This window comes from Streptomyces sp. E2N166, assembly GCF_003671715.1.
In the GTDB taxonomy this organism is placed as follows: Bacteria; Actinomycetota; Actinomycetes; order Streptomycetales; family Streptomycetaceae; genus Streptomyces; species Streptomyces thinghirensis.
The window spans coordinates 788,376-803,831 of sequence record NZ_RAIF01000006.1; the positions used below are offsets into that span (position 1 = coordinate 788,376).

A 15,456-nucleotide genomic window follows, 5' to 3' on the forward strand; every position below is an offset into this window, starting at 1 on the left:
CGTGCCGGGAATCCTGACGCCGCCCGGGCGTTGAACACCGTGTGAGCCCAGTGATCGCCAACACTCGCTTCTCCGTCCTCGACCGCTCCCGCATCCGCGAAGGCCACACCGGCGCGCAGGCCCTGCACGACACCGTGGAGCTGGCGCGGCAGGCCGAGCGGCTCGGCTACCACCGGTTCTGGGTGTCGGAGCACCATGGCGTGCCCGGGGTGGCCGGCTCGGCGCCGACCGTGCTGGCCGCCGCCGTCGCCGGTGCCACCCGGCGCATCCGGGTCGGCACCGGCGGTGTGATGCTGCCCAACCACCGGCCCCTGGTCGTCGCCGAGCAGTTCGGCGTGCTGGAGTCGCTCTTCCCCGGCCGGATCGACATGGGACTCGGCCGCTCGGTCGGCTTCACCGACGGCGTACGCAGGGCGCTGGGCCGGGACAAGGACGACGCCGAGGACTTCGACGCCCAACTGGCGGAGCTGCTGGGCTGGTTCCGGGGCACCTCCCCGACCGGCGCGCACGCCCGCCCGGCGGAGGGGCTGGCCGTCCCGCCGTTCGTGCTGGCCATGGGCGAGGGCGCGGCCGTCGCCGCCCGGGCGGGCCTGCCGATGGTCATCGGGGACCTGCGCGACCGCGACCGGATGCGCCGCGGCATCGACCGCTACCGCTCCGGCTTCCGCCCCTCGCAGTGGAGCCGGGAGCCGTACGTCGTGGTCTCCGGCACCGTCGCCGTGGCCGGTACGCCCGAGGCGGCCCGGCGGCTCCTGGTCCCGGAGGCCTGGTCCATGGCCCACGCCCGCACCCGGGGCGCCTTCCCTCCCCTGCCCCCGGCCGAGGAGGTCGAGGCCCGGACGATGACCGCCAAGGAACGGGACCTCTACGACTCCGGCCTCACCGGTCACATCGCGGGCACCGAGGAACAGGTCGCCGACGAGCTGGAGTCGCTTCTCGCGGACACGGGCGCACAGGAGGTCCTGGTGACCACGAGCACGTACGACCGCGAGGCGCTGCTGGACTCCTACGGGCGGCTCGCCCGCGTAGTCGGCGCCGGGACGGCCACCGCTGCGGCGTAGAATCGCGGGGTTTGTCCCACCGGCCCACCGGCCCACCGGCCGTCGTCGAAGACCGTACGGAGTTCCCCGCGATGCACAGCCCCCACGACCCGTACGTCCGGGTGCGCGACGCCCGTGAGCACAACCTCAAGAGCGTGGACGTGGACATCCCCCGGGACGTGGTGGCCGTGTTCACCGGTGTGTCGGGGTCGGGGAAGTCGTCGCTCGCGTTCGGGACGGTCTACGCGGAGGCGCAGCGGCGTTACTTCGAGTCGGTCGCGCCGTACGCCCGGAGGCTGATCCACCAGGTCGGCGCCCCGAAGGTCGGCGAGATCACCGGGCTGCCACCCGCCGTGTCGCTCCAGCAGCGCCGCTCGGCGCCCACGTCCCGTTCCTCGGTCGGCACGGTCACCAACCTCTCCAACTCCCTGCGGATGCTGTTCTCCCGGGCCGGTGACTACCCGCCGGGCGCGCCGCGGCTGGACTCCGACGCCTTCTCGCCGAACACGGCGGCGGGGGCGTGCCCGGAGTGTCACGGGCTCGGCCGGGTGCACCGCACGGCCGAGGAGCTGCTGGTTCCGGATCCGTCCCTCTCGATCCGGGACGGCGCGATCGCGGCCTGGCCGGGCGCCTGGCAGGGCAAGAACCTGCGGGACGTCCTCGACGCGCTGGGGTACGACGTGGACCGTCCCTGGCGCGAGCTGCCGGCCGGGCAGCGGGAGTGGATCCTGTTCACGGACGAGCAGCCGGTGGTCACGGTGCACCCCGTGCGGGACGCGGGCCGCATCCAGCGGCCGTACCAGGGCACGTACATGAGCGCCCGACGGTATGTGATGAAGACGTTCTCCGACTCCAGGAGCGCGACGCTGCGGGCGAGGGCGGAGCGCTTCCTCACCAGTGCGCCCTGCCCGGTCTGCGGCGGCGGCAGGCTGCGGCCCGAGGCCATGGCCGTGACCGTCGGCGGGCGCACCATCGCCGAACTGGCCGCGCTGCCGCTCACGGATCTGGTGGACGCGCTGCCGGCCGGCGGTGAGACGGCCCGGGTGCTCACCGGGGACCTCACCTCCCGCGTCGCGCCCGTCGTCGAGCTGGGGCTCGGCTACCTGAGCCTCGACCGCCCGACGCCCACCCTGTCGGCGGGCGAGCTGCAGCGGCTGCGGCTGGCGACACAGCTGCGCTCCGGGCTGTTCGGGGTCGTGTACGTGCTGGACGAGCCGTCCGCGGGGCTGCACCCGGCGGACACCGAGGCGCTGCTGACGGTCCTGGAACGGCTGAAGACGGCCGGCAACTCGGTGTTCGTGGTGGAGCACCACCTCGGCGTGATGCGCGGCGCCGACTGGATCGTGGACGTGGGCCCGCGGGCGGGTGAGCACGGCGGGCGGGTGCTGTACAGCGGCCCCGTCCCGGGGCTCGCCGATGTCGGGGAGTCCGCCACGGCCCGCCACCTCTTCGACCGCTCCCCCGCTCCCGTCCGTGCGGCCCGGACCCCGCGGGGCACGCTGACGGTCGGTCCGGTCACCCGGCACAACCTGCGCGGGGTGACGGCCGAGTTCCCGCTCGGTGTGCTCACCGCGGTGACGGGCGTGTCCGGCTCGGGGAAGTCGACGCTCGTCGGCGAGATCACCGAGGACCTGCCGGGCGTGGGTCGCCTGGTCTCCGTCGACCAGCGGCCGATCGGGCGCACCCCGCGCTCCAACCTGGCCACGTACACGGGCCTCTTCGACGTCGTACGCAAGGTGTTCGCGGCCACCGACGAGGCGCGGAAGAGGGGTTACGGTGTCGGCCGCTTCTCCTTCAACGTGCCCGGTGGGCGCTGCGAGACCTGCCAGGGCGAGGGGTTCGTCAGCGTCGAGCTGCTGCTCCTGCCGAGTACGTACTCGCCGTGCCCCGATTGCGGCGGGGCGCGGTACAACCCCGAAACGCTCGAAGTGGCGTACCGGGGGCGGAACATCGCCGAAGTGCTGGACCTGACGGTGGAGGAGGCGGCGGAGTTCTTCGCGGACACACCGGCGGTGTCGCGCAGCCTGGCGGCGCTGCTCGACGTCGGGCTGGGCTATCTGCGGCTCGGCCAGCCGGCGACCGAGCTGTCCGGCGGCGAGGCGCAGCGCATCAAACTGGCGAGCGAGTTGCAGCGCGGGCGCCGCCGGCACACCCTGTATCTCCTCGACGAGCCGACGACCGGTCTGCATCCGGCCGATGTCGAGGTGCTGATGCGCCAGTTGCACGGCCTGGTCGACGCCGGGCACACGGTGGTCGTCGTCGAGCACGACATGGCCGTGGTCGCGGGCGCCGACCGGGTGATCGACCTGGGGCCGGGCGGCGGCGAGGCGGGCGGCCGGATCGTCGCCGCGGGGCCGCCGGCCGAGGTGGCGCGGGCGAGCGGAAGTGCCACCGCGCCGTATCTGGCCAGGGCCGTGGACGGCGCCGTGGACGGCGGGACGCGCCGGTGAAGGCGTTTCACCGGCGCGGGCCCTCCTGGTGACGGCCCAGGGCGGCTACTCGCGGCCCTTGCGCAGGTCGTCGTCGGTGTACTCCTCCGTCTCGGCCTCGATCCGCTCCTTGCGGACCCGGCCCCGCACGGTCTCGTTCTCGGTGTGCTCCTCGGTGGTCATCCGGACGCGCTCCACCGGCACCGTCTCGGTCTCCACGACGGGGCGTTCCTCGTGCAGCGTGACCTCGTGCTCGTCCTCGCTGATCTCCGGACCGGAGAGCGCCTCGCCGCGATTGGCGTCCGTGATGGGCTCGCGCTCCACCCGCACTTCCTCGTGGGTCACCGGAACGGTCTGCTGGACCTCCTCCGTGACCACGTACTTGCGCAGCCGGGCCCGGCCGCTCTCGCGCCGTTCGACGCCGACGTGCATCTGCTCCTCGGAGCGGGTCATGGCGTCGTCGCCGGGCATGCCCGTCCGGTCCCCCTCGTCCTGCCTGCCGGGCATGCCGGCCGCACCGGCCGCACCGGCCACCCCACCGGCTCCGGCGGCTGAGGCCGTCCCGGCCGGACCCGGCCCCGCGGCCCAGCGGCCGTCGTCGGTCCGTTCGGCCTCGGAGAGCACGCTGTCCCAGTTGATGCCGTAGTAGTCGTAGAGCCGGTGCTCCTCGGTCTCCGACAGATGTCCGCCCGCGTCGACGTCCACGCTGGGGGCGCCCTTGACCATGTCCTTGCGGTAAGGGACCTCAAGGTGGTCCTGCACCAGCGCGGCGTCGCGGATGGGCACGAAGGACTCGTTGGAACCGAGCATCCCCGTCTTCACGCTCACCCACTCGGGGCGACCGGTCATGTCGTCGAAGAAGACGTGCTTGGCGTCGCCGATCTTGTTGCCGTCACCGTCGTAGACCGGATGGTCCAGGACGTTGGCGATCTCTTCACGGGTGATCATCTGGCATCACCCTCCTTCCGGAGTGCCTGCCTTCCGAATGTCCGCATCAGAGGTGCGAAAACGGAGCACACGTTACAAATGCCACATACTTTTCGAAGGTGCTTTCCCCTGGGCGGCGTGGGCGAGCGAGCGGCGGTCGGCGTGGCCGCCCGGCCCGATGACCGGCCGTACCTCCACCTCCGCGGTCAGCCCGCGCGCCGACGCCACCCGCCACAGGGAGGCGAGCAGGGTGTCCTCCCCGACGAACGCGGGCGCCGTGCTCACCGCCCGCTCCCCGGCCCGGTACCGGATGCGGACCGGCTGGACGGGCACCCCGGCGTCCAGGGCGGCCTGGAAGACGGCGCGGCGGAAGGGCCCCTGCGCACGTCCGCACCAGGTGCTGCCCTCGGGGAAGGCGGTGACCGCGGCGCCCGCACGCAGGACCCGTGCGAGCACGGCGACCGTGTCCGGCAGGGCCCGCAGCCGGTTCCGCTCGATGAACAGAACCCCGCCGCGCGCGGCGAGGGGCCCGGCCACCGGCCATCGCCGGATCTCGCTCTTGGCCAGCATCCGTGCGGGGCGCACGGCGGCGAGCAGCGGGATGTCGAGCCAGGATACGTGGTTGGCGACGAGGAGCAGCCCGCCGTCGGGCGCGGCGGCGCCCGTGACGCGGACCCGGACGCCGACGGCCCGCACGATCCACCGGCACCAGCGTCGCACCACCGCCGCGGGCACCTGTCTGCCGAGCGGTGTCAGCACGATCGCGATCCCGGCCAGCAGCAGAACGGCGACCACTGTCAGCCGCAGCACGGCGCGCGGTACGGCGGCCGCGGCCCGGGACGGCTCCACGCACGCCCCGGGGGTGCAGGGCGCGGCGGGCAGCCAGGCGCCCATCAGGCCGGGACGAGCGAGAGGAAGTGCCGCAGATAGCGCGGGTCGACCCGGCTCATCGGCAGCAGCACGTAGAGGTCGGCGACGCCGAAGTCCACGTCGTGCGCGGGTTCCCCGCAGACCCAGGCACCGAGGCGGAGGTAGCCGCGCAGCAGGGCCGGCAGTTCGGTGCGGGCGGCGGGCGCCACGCCGCGCGGGGTCCAGGCGAGCAGTGGCCGTACCCGGAACTCCTCGGGCGCCAGGTGCTTGGCCCGCACCCGGTTCCAGGTGCCCGCGGCCAGGCTGCCGCCGTCGGCGAGCGGGATCGAGCAGCAGCCCGCCAGCCACTCGTGGCCGTGGTCGGTCATGTAGCGGGCTATGCCTGCCCAGATGAGCCCGATGACGGCACCGTCGCGGTGGTCGGGGTGCACACAGGAGCGGCCGACCTCGACGAGCCCGGGGCGGATCGCGTCCAGCGCCGCGAGGTCGAACTCGTTCTCCGCGTACAGCCGCCCGGCGACCGCCGCGCGCTCCGGCGGCAGCAGCCGGTAGGTGCCGACGACCTGCCCGGTCGTCTCCTCCCGCACCAGCAGGTGGTCGCAGTAGGCGTCGAAGGGGTCGACGTCGTACCCGGGCTGCGGGCTCGCCAGCAGGGCACCCATCTCCCCGGCGAAGACGTCGTGCCGCAGCCGCTGCGCGGCCCGCACGTCCTCCTCGTCGCGGGCGAGGGCGACGGTGTAGCGGCGGGGCGCGGCGGGCTTCGGGGGGCGGTCTGCGGTCAGTACGCCGGTCATGGCACTCTCCTGGTCACGGGCAGGGGCGGCGACGGCGGGCCGACGGTGTACGGTCCGCCGCACCTGTTCTTCCGCTGCCGGTTGGCCGGTGCGTGACCTGGGCCGGGAGAGTGGATGTTGGGCTGTTGAATGCCAGGGGCGAAAGCGAGACGGGGCCGGGAGGAGCACCTCCCCCGGCCCCGTCCGTCCGCACCCTTCGGCGAACGTTCGGTCGGACCCGCGCTAGCGCTTGGCCACCTTGCGCGTGGCCCGCAGCCATTCCTTGTTCATGCTGGTGATGGAGAAGAGCGGGATGCCCTTGGGGCACGCCGTCGCGCACTCGCCTGCGAGGGTGCAGCCGCCGAAGCCCTCGTCGTCCATCTGCGCGACCATGTCCAGCACCCGGGTCTCCCGCTCGGGCGCCCCCTGCGGCAGGACGTTCAGGTGATTCACCTTCGCGGACGTGAAGAGCATCGCCGCCCCGTTCGGGCAGGCCGCCACGCAGGCGCCGCAGCCGATGCACTCGGCGTGCTCGAAGGCGAAGTCGGCGTCCGGCTTGGGCACCGGGGCGGCGTGGGCGTCCGGCGCGGCACCGGTCGGCGCGCTGATGTAGCCGCCGGCCTGGATGATCCGGTCGAAGGCCGAGCGGTCGACGACCAGGTCCTTCACGACCGGGAAGGCGGATGCCCGCCACGGCTCGATGTCGATGGTGTCGCCGTCCCGGAAGGACCGCATGTGCAGTTGGCAGGTGGTGGTGCGTTCCGGGCCGTGGGCGTCGCCGTTGATGACCAGCGAGCAGGCGCCGCAGATGCCCTCGCGGCAGTCGTGGTCGAAGGCGACCGGGTCCTCGCCCTTGAGGATGAGCTCCTCGTTGAGGGTGTCGAGCATCTCCAGGAAAGACATGTCGCGGGAGATGCCGTCCACCTCGTACGTGGACATGGCGCCGTCGGCGTCGGCGTTCTTCTGCCGCCAGACGCGCAGGGTGAGCTTCATGCGTAGCTCCGCTGAGTGGGGTGGACGTACTCGAAGACCAGGTCTTCCTTGTGCAGGGCCGGGGCCTCGCCCGTGCCCGTGAACTCCCAGGCGGCGGCGTACCCGAACTCGTCGTCCCTGCGGGCCGCCTCGCCGTCGGGGGTCTGGGACTCCTCGCGGAAGTGACCGCCGCAGGACTCGGCCCGGTGCAGCGCGTCGAGGCACATCAGCTCGGCGAGTTCCAGGTAGTCGACGATGCGGTTGGCCTTCTCCAGGGACTGGTTGAACTCCTCGCCGGTGCCGGGGACCTTGATGCGCCGCCAGAACTCCTCGCGGATCTGGGGGATGCGCTCCAGGGCCTTGCGGAGCCCGGTGTCGGTACGGGCCATGCCGCAGAACTCCCACATCAGCTCGCCGAGTTCGCGGTGGAAGGAGTCGGGGGTGCGGTCGCCGTCGACGGAGAGGAGCAGGTTGAGCCGGTCCTCGGTCTCGGCCAGCACCTCCTGCACGACCGGGTGGCCGTCGTCCACCTCGTCCTTGTGCGGGTTGCGGGCGAGGTAGTCGTTGATGGTGGCCGGGAGGACGAAGTAGCCGTCGGCCAGGCCCTGCATCAGCGCGGAGGCGCCGAGCCGGTTGGCACCGTGGTCGGAGAAGTTGGCCTCGCCGACGGCGAACAGGCCGGGGACGGTGGTCTGGAGGTCGTAGTCGACCCACAGCCCGCCCATCGTGTAGTGCACGGCCGGGTAGATCCGCATGGGTACCCGGTACGGGTCCTCGTCGGTGATCCGCTGGTACATGTCGAAGAGATTGCCGTACTTGGCCTCGACGGCCCCCCGGCCCATGCGCTTGATGGCGTCGGCGAAGTCCAGGTACACGCCCTGGCCGCCGGGGCCGACGCCCCGGCCCTCGTCGCAGACGTTCTTGGCGGCGCGGGAGGCGATGTCGCGGGGCACCAGATTGCCGAAGGACGGGTAGACGCGCTCCAGGTAGTAGTCGCGCTCGTCCTCGGGGATCTTGTTCGGCGGCCGGTCGTCGCCCTTGGCCTTCGGCACCCAGATCCGGCCGTCGTTGCGCAGCGACTCGCTCATCAGCGTCAGCTTGGACTGGTGGTCGCCGGTGCGCGGGATGCAGGTGGGGTGGATCTGCGTGAAGCAGGGGTTGGCGAAGTAGGCACCGCGCCGGTGCGCGCGCCACACGGCGGTCGCGTTGGAGTTCATGGCGTTGGTGGAGAGGTAGAAGACGTTGCCGTAACCACCGCTGGCGAGGACGACCGCGTCCGCGAAGTACGTGTCGATCTTCCCGGTGACCAGGTCCCGGGCGACGATGCCGCGCGCCCGGCCGTCCACGACGATCAGGTCGAGCATCTCGGTGCGCGCGTGCATCTCGATGTTGCCGGCCGCGATCTGCCTGCTGAGGGCCTGGTAGGCGCCGAGGAGCAGCTGCTGGCCCGTCTGGCCGCGGGCGTAGAACGTACGGGACACCTGGACGCCGCCGAAGGAGCGGGTGTCGAGCAGGCCGCCGTACTCGCGGGCGAAGGGCACTCCCTGGGCCACGCACTGATCGATGATCTCGACCGAGATCTGGGCGAGGCGGTGGACGTTGGACTCGCGGGAGCGGAAGTCGCCGCCCTTGACGGTGTCGTAGAACAGGCGGTGGACGGAGTCGCCGTCGTTGCGGTAGTTCTTCGCGGCGTTGATGCCGCCCTGCGCGGCGATGGAGTGGGCCCGGCGCGGGGAGTCCTGGTAACAGAACTGGACGACGCGGTAGCCCTGTTCGGCGAGGGTCGCGCCGGCGGAACCGCCCGCGAGCCCCGTGCCGACGACGATGACCGTCTGCTTGCGCCGGTTGGCGGGGTTGACCAGCTTGGCCTCGAAACGGCGGGTGTCCCAGCGTTCGTTGACGGGCCCGGCGGGGGCCTTGGTGTCGGCGACCGGCGCACCGGTCGTGTAGTCGGCGTAGGTTGTCATGTCAGCTCACCACTCCGGTCATGACGCCCACGGGTACGGCGACGAAACCGACCGTGAGCAGCAGCGCGAGGACGTTGGCGACGGCCTTCAGGGCACGGTCGCGGGTGCGGCTGCCGGCGCCGAGGGTCTGGGCGGCACTCCAGAAGCCGTGCCGGATGTGCATGCCGACGGCGAGGACCGCGACGATGTAGATGACGTTGCCGTACCAGGTGGAGAAGGTGTCCACGACGTTCTGGTAGGGCTTGCCCGTCTCGAAGCCGCCGGAGTGCACGGTGCCGGTGGTCAGGTCCAGGATGTGCCAGACGATGAACAGAGCCAGGATGACCCCGCCCCAGCGCATGGTGCGCGTCGCGTAACTGGAGCGCGGCTTCTTGTGCACGTACCTGCTGGGCCGCGCCTTGATGTCGCGGCGGCTGAGCTGGTACGCGGAGACGGCGTGGGCGACGACGGCGACGACCAGCACGACGCGGATCAGCCAGAGCGTCCACTCGTAGTGCATGAACGGTTCGCCGACCGTGCGCAGCCAGTGGGCGTACTCGTTGAACTCGCTCGTCCCGAAGAAGATCTTCAGGTTCCCGATCATGTGGGCGACCAGGTAGAGCAGCATGACGAGACCGCTGATCGCCATCACTGTCTTCTTGCCGACGGTCGAGTCCCACACGGTGCGCGCCAGGGACGGCCGTCGGTCCGTCCGCGTTGCCAGAGCCATGGCACAGGACGCTACGGGGCGAAGGGGTAATCGGTCCAAGACATGGTCTGGCTCGTTTCCATAGGCTGTGTCTATCAACAGCGTATGCTCACGGTATGCAGTTGCAGCAGCTCCAGTACTTCGTGGCGGTCGCCGAGACCCGGCACTTCACCCGGGCCGCGGAGACGGTCCACGTGGCCCAGCCGTCGTTGTCCCAGCAGATCAAGGCGCTGGAGCGGGAGCTGGGCGCCGACCTGTTCCTGCGGGCGCGGGGCAACATCACGCTCACCGATGCCGGAGAGGCCCTGCTGCCGCTGGCCCGGCGCATCCTGGCCGACGCGGACACGGCCCGCCACGAGGTGCTGGAGCTGGTGCAGCTGCGACGCGGGCGGGTGCGGCTGGGCGCCACGCCGAGTCTGTGCACCGGGCTGCTGCCGGACGTGCTGCGCGCGTTCCACGACCGGTACCCCGGCATCCAGCTCATGATCGAGGAGGGCGGCTCGCACGACCTGGTGCGGGAGCTGGCGCGCGGCGCGCTCGACCTGGCGCTGGTGGTGCTGCCGCTGCCCACCGCGTCGCCGGCGCTGACCACGGTGGAGCTGCTGCGGGAGGACCTGGTGGTGGTGTCGTCCCCGGAGTCGCCCCCGCCGGGCGGTGGGCGGCGCGCGGTGCGCATCGCCGACCTGGAGGGCGAGCGGCTGGTGATGTTCCGGCACGGGTACGACCTGCGGGAGCTGACCGTGGCCGCGTGTCGCGCGGAGGGCTTCGAGCCGGACTTCGCGGTCGAGGGCGGGGAGATGGACGCCGTGCTGGGGTTCGTGCGGGCGGGGCTGGGCATGGCGGTCGTGCCCCGGATGGTCGCGGCGCGGTCGGGGCGGGGGCTGCGGGTCACTCCGCTGGCTCGGCCGGGGCTGTACCGGACGATCGCGCTGGCCCATCGCAGCGATGTGGCTCCGCCTCGGGCGGCTCGGGAGTTGCAGCGGATGCTGCTCGTACGGTGACGGTTCGCCGCGCGGGGGTGTCCGGAGGCGCCGTTGTCGCTCAGCTCCGTCCGGGGCCGCGGGCTCGTCGTGGTCGCTCGCGCCCACGCGGCGGAGCCGTACATCGAAACAGTCCCGCGCCCCTGAAGGGGCGCTCCCCCGACGCCCGTGACAGGGCGCCCGGGGATTCAGGCCGTCGCGTCCACCAGGGCCAGTTCGTGCAGGCGATCCGGTGGGCCCGGGCGGGCGTAGTACCACCCCTGGGCCGTGTCGCAGCCGAGTATGCGCAGTTGCTCGGCCTGGGCGCCGGTCTCCACGCCCTCCACGGTGACCGCGAGGTCGAGGCTGTGGGCCAGGGCGACGATGCCTTCGACGATCTTGAGGTCGACGGGGTCGGCCGGGAACTGCTGCATGCTCTGGGTGAAGGAGCGGTCGAGCTTGAGGACGCTCACCGGAAGGCGGCGCAGGTTGGCGAGGTTGGAGTAGCCGGTGCCGAAGTCGTCCAGGGCGATGTCGACGCCCATCTCGGCCAGCCGGCGCAGCGGCTTGAGCAGGTCGTCGTCGGCGCCGATCAGCGCCGACTCCGTGACCTCCAGGCACAGCGCGTCGGGCGTGACGCCGGTCCGCTCCAGGATGTCGACGGTGTCCTGGACCAGGCCGGGGTGGGTGAGCTGGCAGGGCGAGAGGTTGACGTTGATGCGCAGCGGGCCGGCGGCGGTCGTCTCGCCGTACCGCTCCCGCCAGGCGCGGGCCTGGCGCACCGACTGCTCCAGCACCCAGCGGCCCAGCGGCACGATCAGTCCGGTGTGTTCGGCGAGCGGGATGAACCGGTCCGGGCCGAGTACCCCGTGCTGCGGGTGCAGCCAGCGCACCAGGGCCTCCGCGCCGCGCACGCTGCCGTCGCCGAGGTGCACCAGCGGCTGGTACTCGATGAAGAACTCGCCCCGCTCAAGGGCCGCCGGCAGCGCGGTCGTCAGGCCGTGCCGGGTGATGACGCGGGCGTCGGCCTCCGGGTCGGCCAGCTCGTAGCGGTTGCCGCCCGCCGACTTGGCCCGGTACATGGTGATGTCGGCGCTGCGCAGCACCTCGGCCGGGCTGCGCTCCCCCGCCGGGCCCTCGACGACGCCGATGCTGCCGCGCACGGTCAGCTCGCGGCCGTCGACGCTGATCGGGGCGAGCAGCGCGTTCATGATCCGCCCGGCGAGCTCGTCGGCCTCGCCCCGGGTGCCCGGGCCCGTGGTCAGCGCGACGAACTCGTCGCCGCCGAGCCGGGCGACCATCTCGCCGGGCGCGGTGGCGCAGGACTGCAGGCGGTCGGCGACCTCCACGAGCAGCCGGTCGCCGGCCGCGTGGCCGAGACTGTCGTTGACGGTCTTGAAGCCGTCGAGGTCCAGGTAGCACAGGCCGAAGCGCTGGCCCGGGCCCGCGTTGAGGGCCTTCTCCAGCCGTTCGAAGAAGAAGCTGCGGTTGGGCAGGCCGGTGAGCGCGTCGTGCGTGGCCTCGTAGCGCAGCCGCAGATTGAGCAGTCGGCGTTCGGTGGTGTCCTCCATCAGCGCGAGCTGGTACTGCGGGGTGCCGTCGGCGTCGCGCAGGAGGGAGACGGTCAGGTTGGTCCACAGGACCGTTCCGTCGGGCCGGTAGAAGGCCTTCTCCAGGTGGTAGGCCTCGCGCTCGCCGCGCACCAGCTCGTCGTAGAGCCGCCAGGTCTGGGGCGCGTCGTCGGGGTGCGACCACTCCCTGACGTTGCGGCCGCGCAGCGTCGGGTCGGCGATGCCGAACATGCGCATCAGGGCCCCGTTCACCTGGAGGACGTTCCCGTCCAGGTCGGCGATGCCGATGCCTATGGCGGCGCCCTCGAAGACCGCGCGGAAGCGGGCCTCGCTGGCGTGCAGTGCCTCGGCCACCACCCCCTGCGCCCGCAGGGCGGCCTGCGCGATGGCCTCCTGTTCGGCGAGGGTCCGGGCGCGCAGCGCCGCGGCGAAACCGGCCGCCATGGCGTGCTGCATCCGTGCCGAACGGGCCCGCAGGCCCTCGGGGTCGCCCTCCTCGCCGCAGTAGAGCACGAGGTAGGCGTCGACGCAGTCCAGCGTCCGGGCGAGCGCCTCGGGATCGGTGCAGTGGGAGTCGACGAGGGCGGCGCCGACCGCCCTGGCCTCGTCCGCGGCGAAGCTCCGCGCCCGCAGCACCTCGCTCAGCCGGCGAGCCAGCGGCAGCAGTTGCTCCTCGAACTCGGGCCGGGTCGACGACGTCGAGGTCACCGGGAACACCGCCCGGCTCCAGATCGTCGCGAACCGGCGCAGTCTGTCCTCCGGCCCGTCCGGCTCCGCGATCACGCCGTACGCCCCACGCCGGCGAACCCGGAGAACGCATACGGGTCCTCGTCCTCCGGCGCCTCCTCGGGCCGCCAGCGCGGCATCGGAACCAGTCCGGGCTCCACCATGTCGTACCCCTCGAAGAACCGCGCGATCTCCTCGCGCGAACGCATGATCAGCGGATTGCGGATGTCCTTGTACACGTCCACCGCGCCCCCGGCCCGCTCGGCGGGCAGCGGGATTCCCTCGTACGAGGCGTGCGTGAGCACGAGCAGGCTGCCGGGCGCGAGGGTGTCGCTCAGCTCGGCCACCGCCGCATACGGGTCGTCCGCGTCTTCCACGAAGTGCAGTATGGCAACCAGCAGCAGGGCCACCGGCCGATTCAGGTCGATCAGCCGCTTCACCTGGGGGCTGGCGAGGATCTCCCGCGGCTTGAGGAGGTCGGCGGCCACGACGTCCGCGTCGTCGTTGCCCGCCAGGACGGCCTCGCTGTGCGCGACCGCCACCGGGTCGTGGTCGACGTACACGACGCGGGCGCCGGGACGGCTGCGTGCGGCCACCTCGTGGACGTTGCCGAAGGTGGGGATGCCCGAGCCGATGTCCAGGAACTGGTCGATGCCCTCGTCGGCCGCGAAGCGCACGGCGCGGCGCATGAACGCCCGGTTCGCCTGCATGATCTTGGGCAGGCCCGGCATGAACTCCATGGCCCTGCGGGCCGCTTCCCGGTCGACCTCGAAGTTGTGCGAACCGCCCAGGTAGAAGTCGTAGATCCGGGACACGCTGGGCACCGAGATGTCGATGCTGCGAGGGGCCCAGGCGGGACGCTCCATCTAGCTCTCCAAGGGGCGTTGGCGATCCGGTGTTCGAGCTGAGGCTACTGATCGCCTGCCAAAGGGGCGAGCCCAAACGGAAATTGACCGTCCGTTCCCGGTCACTGCCCGCGGCACGTGCCGCGCGCCAAGGCACACCAAAGCGCGCGAACGGGACCGTCCCCTCCGCCTGGGTACGGAGGGGACGGTCCGCGGGTCGCGCGCCGAGGGCGGCGGGCGGGCGGCCGCTACTTCTTCGGCGCGCCGACCGGCTTTCCGTCGGGCGAGACGGCGTACCAGGTGCCGCCGACGCCCTGACCGTTGGTGTCGCCGGCCTTCTTGTCCCCGGCGAAGGTGTAGATCGGCCAGCAGTCGACGGTCTGCTGCTCGGCGCCGTCGGGCCGGGTGAAGGTCATCAGGTCCTTCTTGACGACGCCCTCGGTGTCATTGGGCTCCACGGGCGCGACGACCGGCCACTTCTCCAGGCAGGCGCCGGTGCAGGCCGACACCGGCTTCGGCCAGGCCTCGTCCTTCATGAAGCGGTAGACGGTCATGCCGTTCTTGTCGACGACGATCTCGCCGAGCTTCGGGTCGTCGCGGGTGGAGAGCCCGGGCGCCTCCCCGGCCTTGGCCTTCTTGCCGTCGGCGGCCAGCGCGTACCACTTGCCGCCGACGCCCTGGCCCTTGACGTCCCCGGCGGCGGTGTCCTTGGCGTAGCGGTACGCGGGCCAGCCGCCGATGGTCAGCTGCTTGGTGCCGTCGGCGCGGGTGACCTCGCCGAGCAGCGCCTTGTCGATGCCCTCGCCGGCGAGGGCATCGTCGGCGGCCACGGGCGGCCAGGCGGTGGCGCAGTCGTTCTCGCACGTCGTCTTGGGCGGCTTGGCGGTGTCCGCGTCGAAGCGGTAGAGGGTGCGGCCCGCTCCGTCGGTCACCAGCTCGCCGATCTCCGCGTTGGTGGAGACGGACAGCTTGCCCGCGGACTCCGGCGGGCTCGCCGACGCCTGCGCGCCGCCGGTGCCGCTCGCCAGTCCGTCGCCGGCCCCTGCCCCGGCCCCTGCCCCGATGTCGCCGACATCGCCGGGCGCTGCCGTCGCACCCACGTTCTGGCTGCCGGTGGCGCCGCCGCCGTCCTGGCCGCACGCCGTCGTCAGCGCCAGCACCACCGCAGCGCTCGCCACGAGTGAGGCGCTCCGCCAGGAGGTCTTCATCGTCAATCCCCGATCATCACGAAGGTGTTGGTGCGGCCGCCGCGCCGCCGCACGACACTGGGTACGCATGGCGCAGCCGGTTGTGTTCAACGGGACCGCGGTTTTCTTTCCCGACCGGACCACTACGGGCGACCACGCGGGCGACCACCACGGTGTCGCCCGACGAGCGGCGCCCCGGACTCGGCCTGCGACCCGCGCCCGCCGCGCTCGTGCCTCGTACACACGTGCACCTCCTTGTGGGCAGAGGTGTGCGCTGGTCAAACCGCCGGTCGGCCCGTGTCCCTCCTTCGGGGCAATCGTCCGGTAATCGGCCGTGGCCCGGCCCTTCAGGCTCCATGATCTGCGTCGTGCATGGACCCGAACCGACCCGATCCGCTTCTGCCGGACGGGTGTTGGCCCTGGTGACGCTGACGTTCACACTCGTCGGCGTACCGGTCGGCCCGGCGCAGGCCGACGCCTGCGCGTACGCGTCGACCGGACC

General features: G+C 72.3%; 12 protein-coding genes. 3 read left to right on the forward strand and 9 right to left on the reverse strand.

The features are described 5' to 3' along the window. Window positions 1-41 precede the first annotated feature (41 nt). Together EBH09_RS04095 and EBH09_RS04100 are read left to right on the forward strand one after the other, a co-directional pair. Window positions 42-1,061 (forward strand): LLM class flavin-dependent oxidoreductase, encoded by a 1,020-nt coding sequence (locus tag EBH09_RS04095; protein WP_121745615.1) that lies wholly within the window; start codon window positions 42-44, stop codon window positions 1,059-1,061. A gap of 71 nt (window positions 1,062-1,132) precedes the next feature. Then, the gene (locus EBH09_RS04100) at window positions 1,133-3,490 is read left to right on the forward strand and encodes an excinuclease ABC subunit UvrA (RefSeq protein ID WP_121745616.1); all 2,358 of its coding nucleotides are present in this window, start codon (window positions 1,133-1,135) and stop codon (window positions 3,488-3,490) included. A 45-nt stretch (window positions 3,491-3,535) separates the two neighbouring features. Here the strand turns inward: EBH09_RS04100 and EBH09_RS04105 are convergent, their stop codons facing one another. The 6 genes from EBH09_RS04105 to EBH09_RS04130 form a co-directional block, all read right to left on the reverse strand. Then, on the reverse strand, window positions 3,536-4,417 hold the full coding sequence (locus tag EBH09_RS04105; RefSeq protein WP_121745617.1) for a PRC and DUF2382 domain-containing protein: 882 nt from the start codon (window positions 4,415-4,417) through the stop codon (window positions 3,536-3,538). Between the two features lie 72 nt (window positions 4,418-4,489). Next, the gene (locus tag EBH09_RS04110) at window positions 4,490-5,290 is read right to left on the reverse strand and encodes a lysophospholipid acyltransferase family protein (RefSeq protein WP_121745618.1); all 801 of its coding nucleotides are present in this window, start codon (window positions 5,288-5,290) and stop codon (window positions 4,490-4,492) included. Beyond that, window positions 5,290-6,060, reverse strand: coding sequence for a GNAT family N-acyltransferase (locus EBH09_RS04115; protein ID WP_121745619.1), 771 nt, complete (start codon window positions 6,058-6,060; stop codon window positions 5,290-5,292). The genes EBH09_RS04110 and EBH09_RS04115 overlap by 1 nt, the downstream gene beginning before the upstream one ends. Window positions 6,061-6,282: 222 nt before the next feature. After that, window positions 6,283-7,032 carry a succinate dehydrogenase/fumarate reductase iron-sulfur subunit gene (locus EBH09_RS04120; RefSeq protein WP_121745620.1) on the reverse strand — a complete coding sequence of 250 codons (750 nt, stop codon included), beginning with the start codon at window positions 7,030-7,032 and terminating at the stop codon, window positions 6,283-6,285. Beyond that, the gene (locus EBH09_RS04125; RefSeq protein WP_121745621.1) at window positions 7,029-8,978 is read right to left on the reverse strand and encodes a fumarate reductase/succinate dehydrogenase flavoprotein subunit; all 1,950 of its coding nucleotides are present in this window, start codon (window positions 8,976-8,978) and stop codon (window positions 7,029-7,031) included. The genes EBH09_RS04120 and EBH09_RS04125 overlap by 4 nt, the downstream gene beginning before the upstream one ends. Before the next feature lies 1 nt (window position 8,979). Next, a complete protein-coding gene (locus EBH09_RS04130) occupies window positions 8,980-9,651 on the reverse strand; it encodes a succinate dehydrogenase (RefSeq protein WP_193776170.1) in 672 nt (223 codons plus the stop codon). A gap of 131 nt (window positions 9,652-9,782) precedes the next feature. Between EBH09_RS04130 and EBH09_RS04135 the strand changes: the two genes are divergently transcribed. Beyond that, the gene (locus EBH09_RS04135) at window positions 9,783-10,667 is read left to right on the forward strand and encodes a LysR substrate-binding domain-containing protein (protein ID WP_121745623.1); all 885 of its coding nucleotides are present in this window, start codon (window positions 9,783-9,785) and stop codon (window positions 10,665-10,667) included. Between the two features lie 167 nt (window positions 10,668-10,834). On the opposite strand, the gene rmdA is transcribed toward EBH09_RS04135, so the two are convergent. From rmdA to EBH09_RS04150, 3 genes are all read right to left on the reverse strand, one after another. After that, on the reverse strand, window positions 10,835-12,979 hold the full coding sequence (rmdA, locus tag EBH09_RS04140) for a cyclic Di-GMP phosphodiesterase RmdA (protein WP_121745624.1): 2,145 nt from the start codon (window positions 12,977-12,979) through the stop codon (window positions 10,835-10,837). Beyond that, entirely contained in the window at window positions 12,976-13,788 is an 813-nt protein-coding gene (locus tag EBH09_RS04145; protein ID WP_121745625.1) for an SAM-dependent methyltransferase, read from the reverse strand. Before EBH09_RS04145 ends, rmdA begins: the two co-directional genes overlap by 4 nt. Window positions 13,789-14,015: 227 nt before the next feature. Continuing rightward, window positions 14,016-14,975 carry an SCO0930 family lipoprotein gene (locus EBH09_RS04150; RefSeq protein ID WP_121745626.1) on the reverse strand — a complete coding sequence of 320 codons (960 nt, stop codon included), beginning with the start codon at window positions 14,973-14,975 and terminating at the stop codon, window positions 14,016-14,018. Window positions 14,976-15,456: the final 481 nt, after the last annotated feature.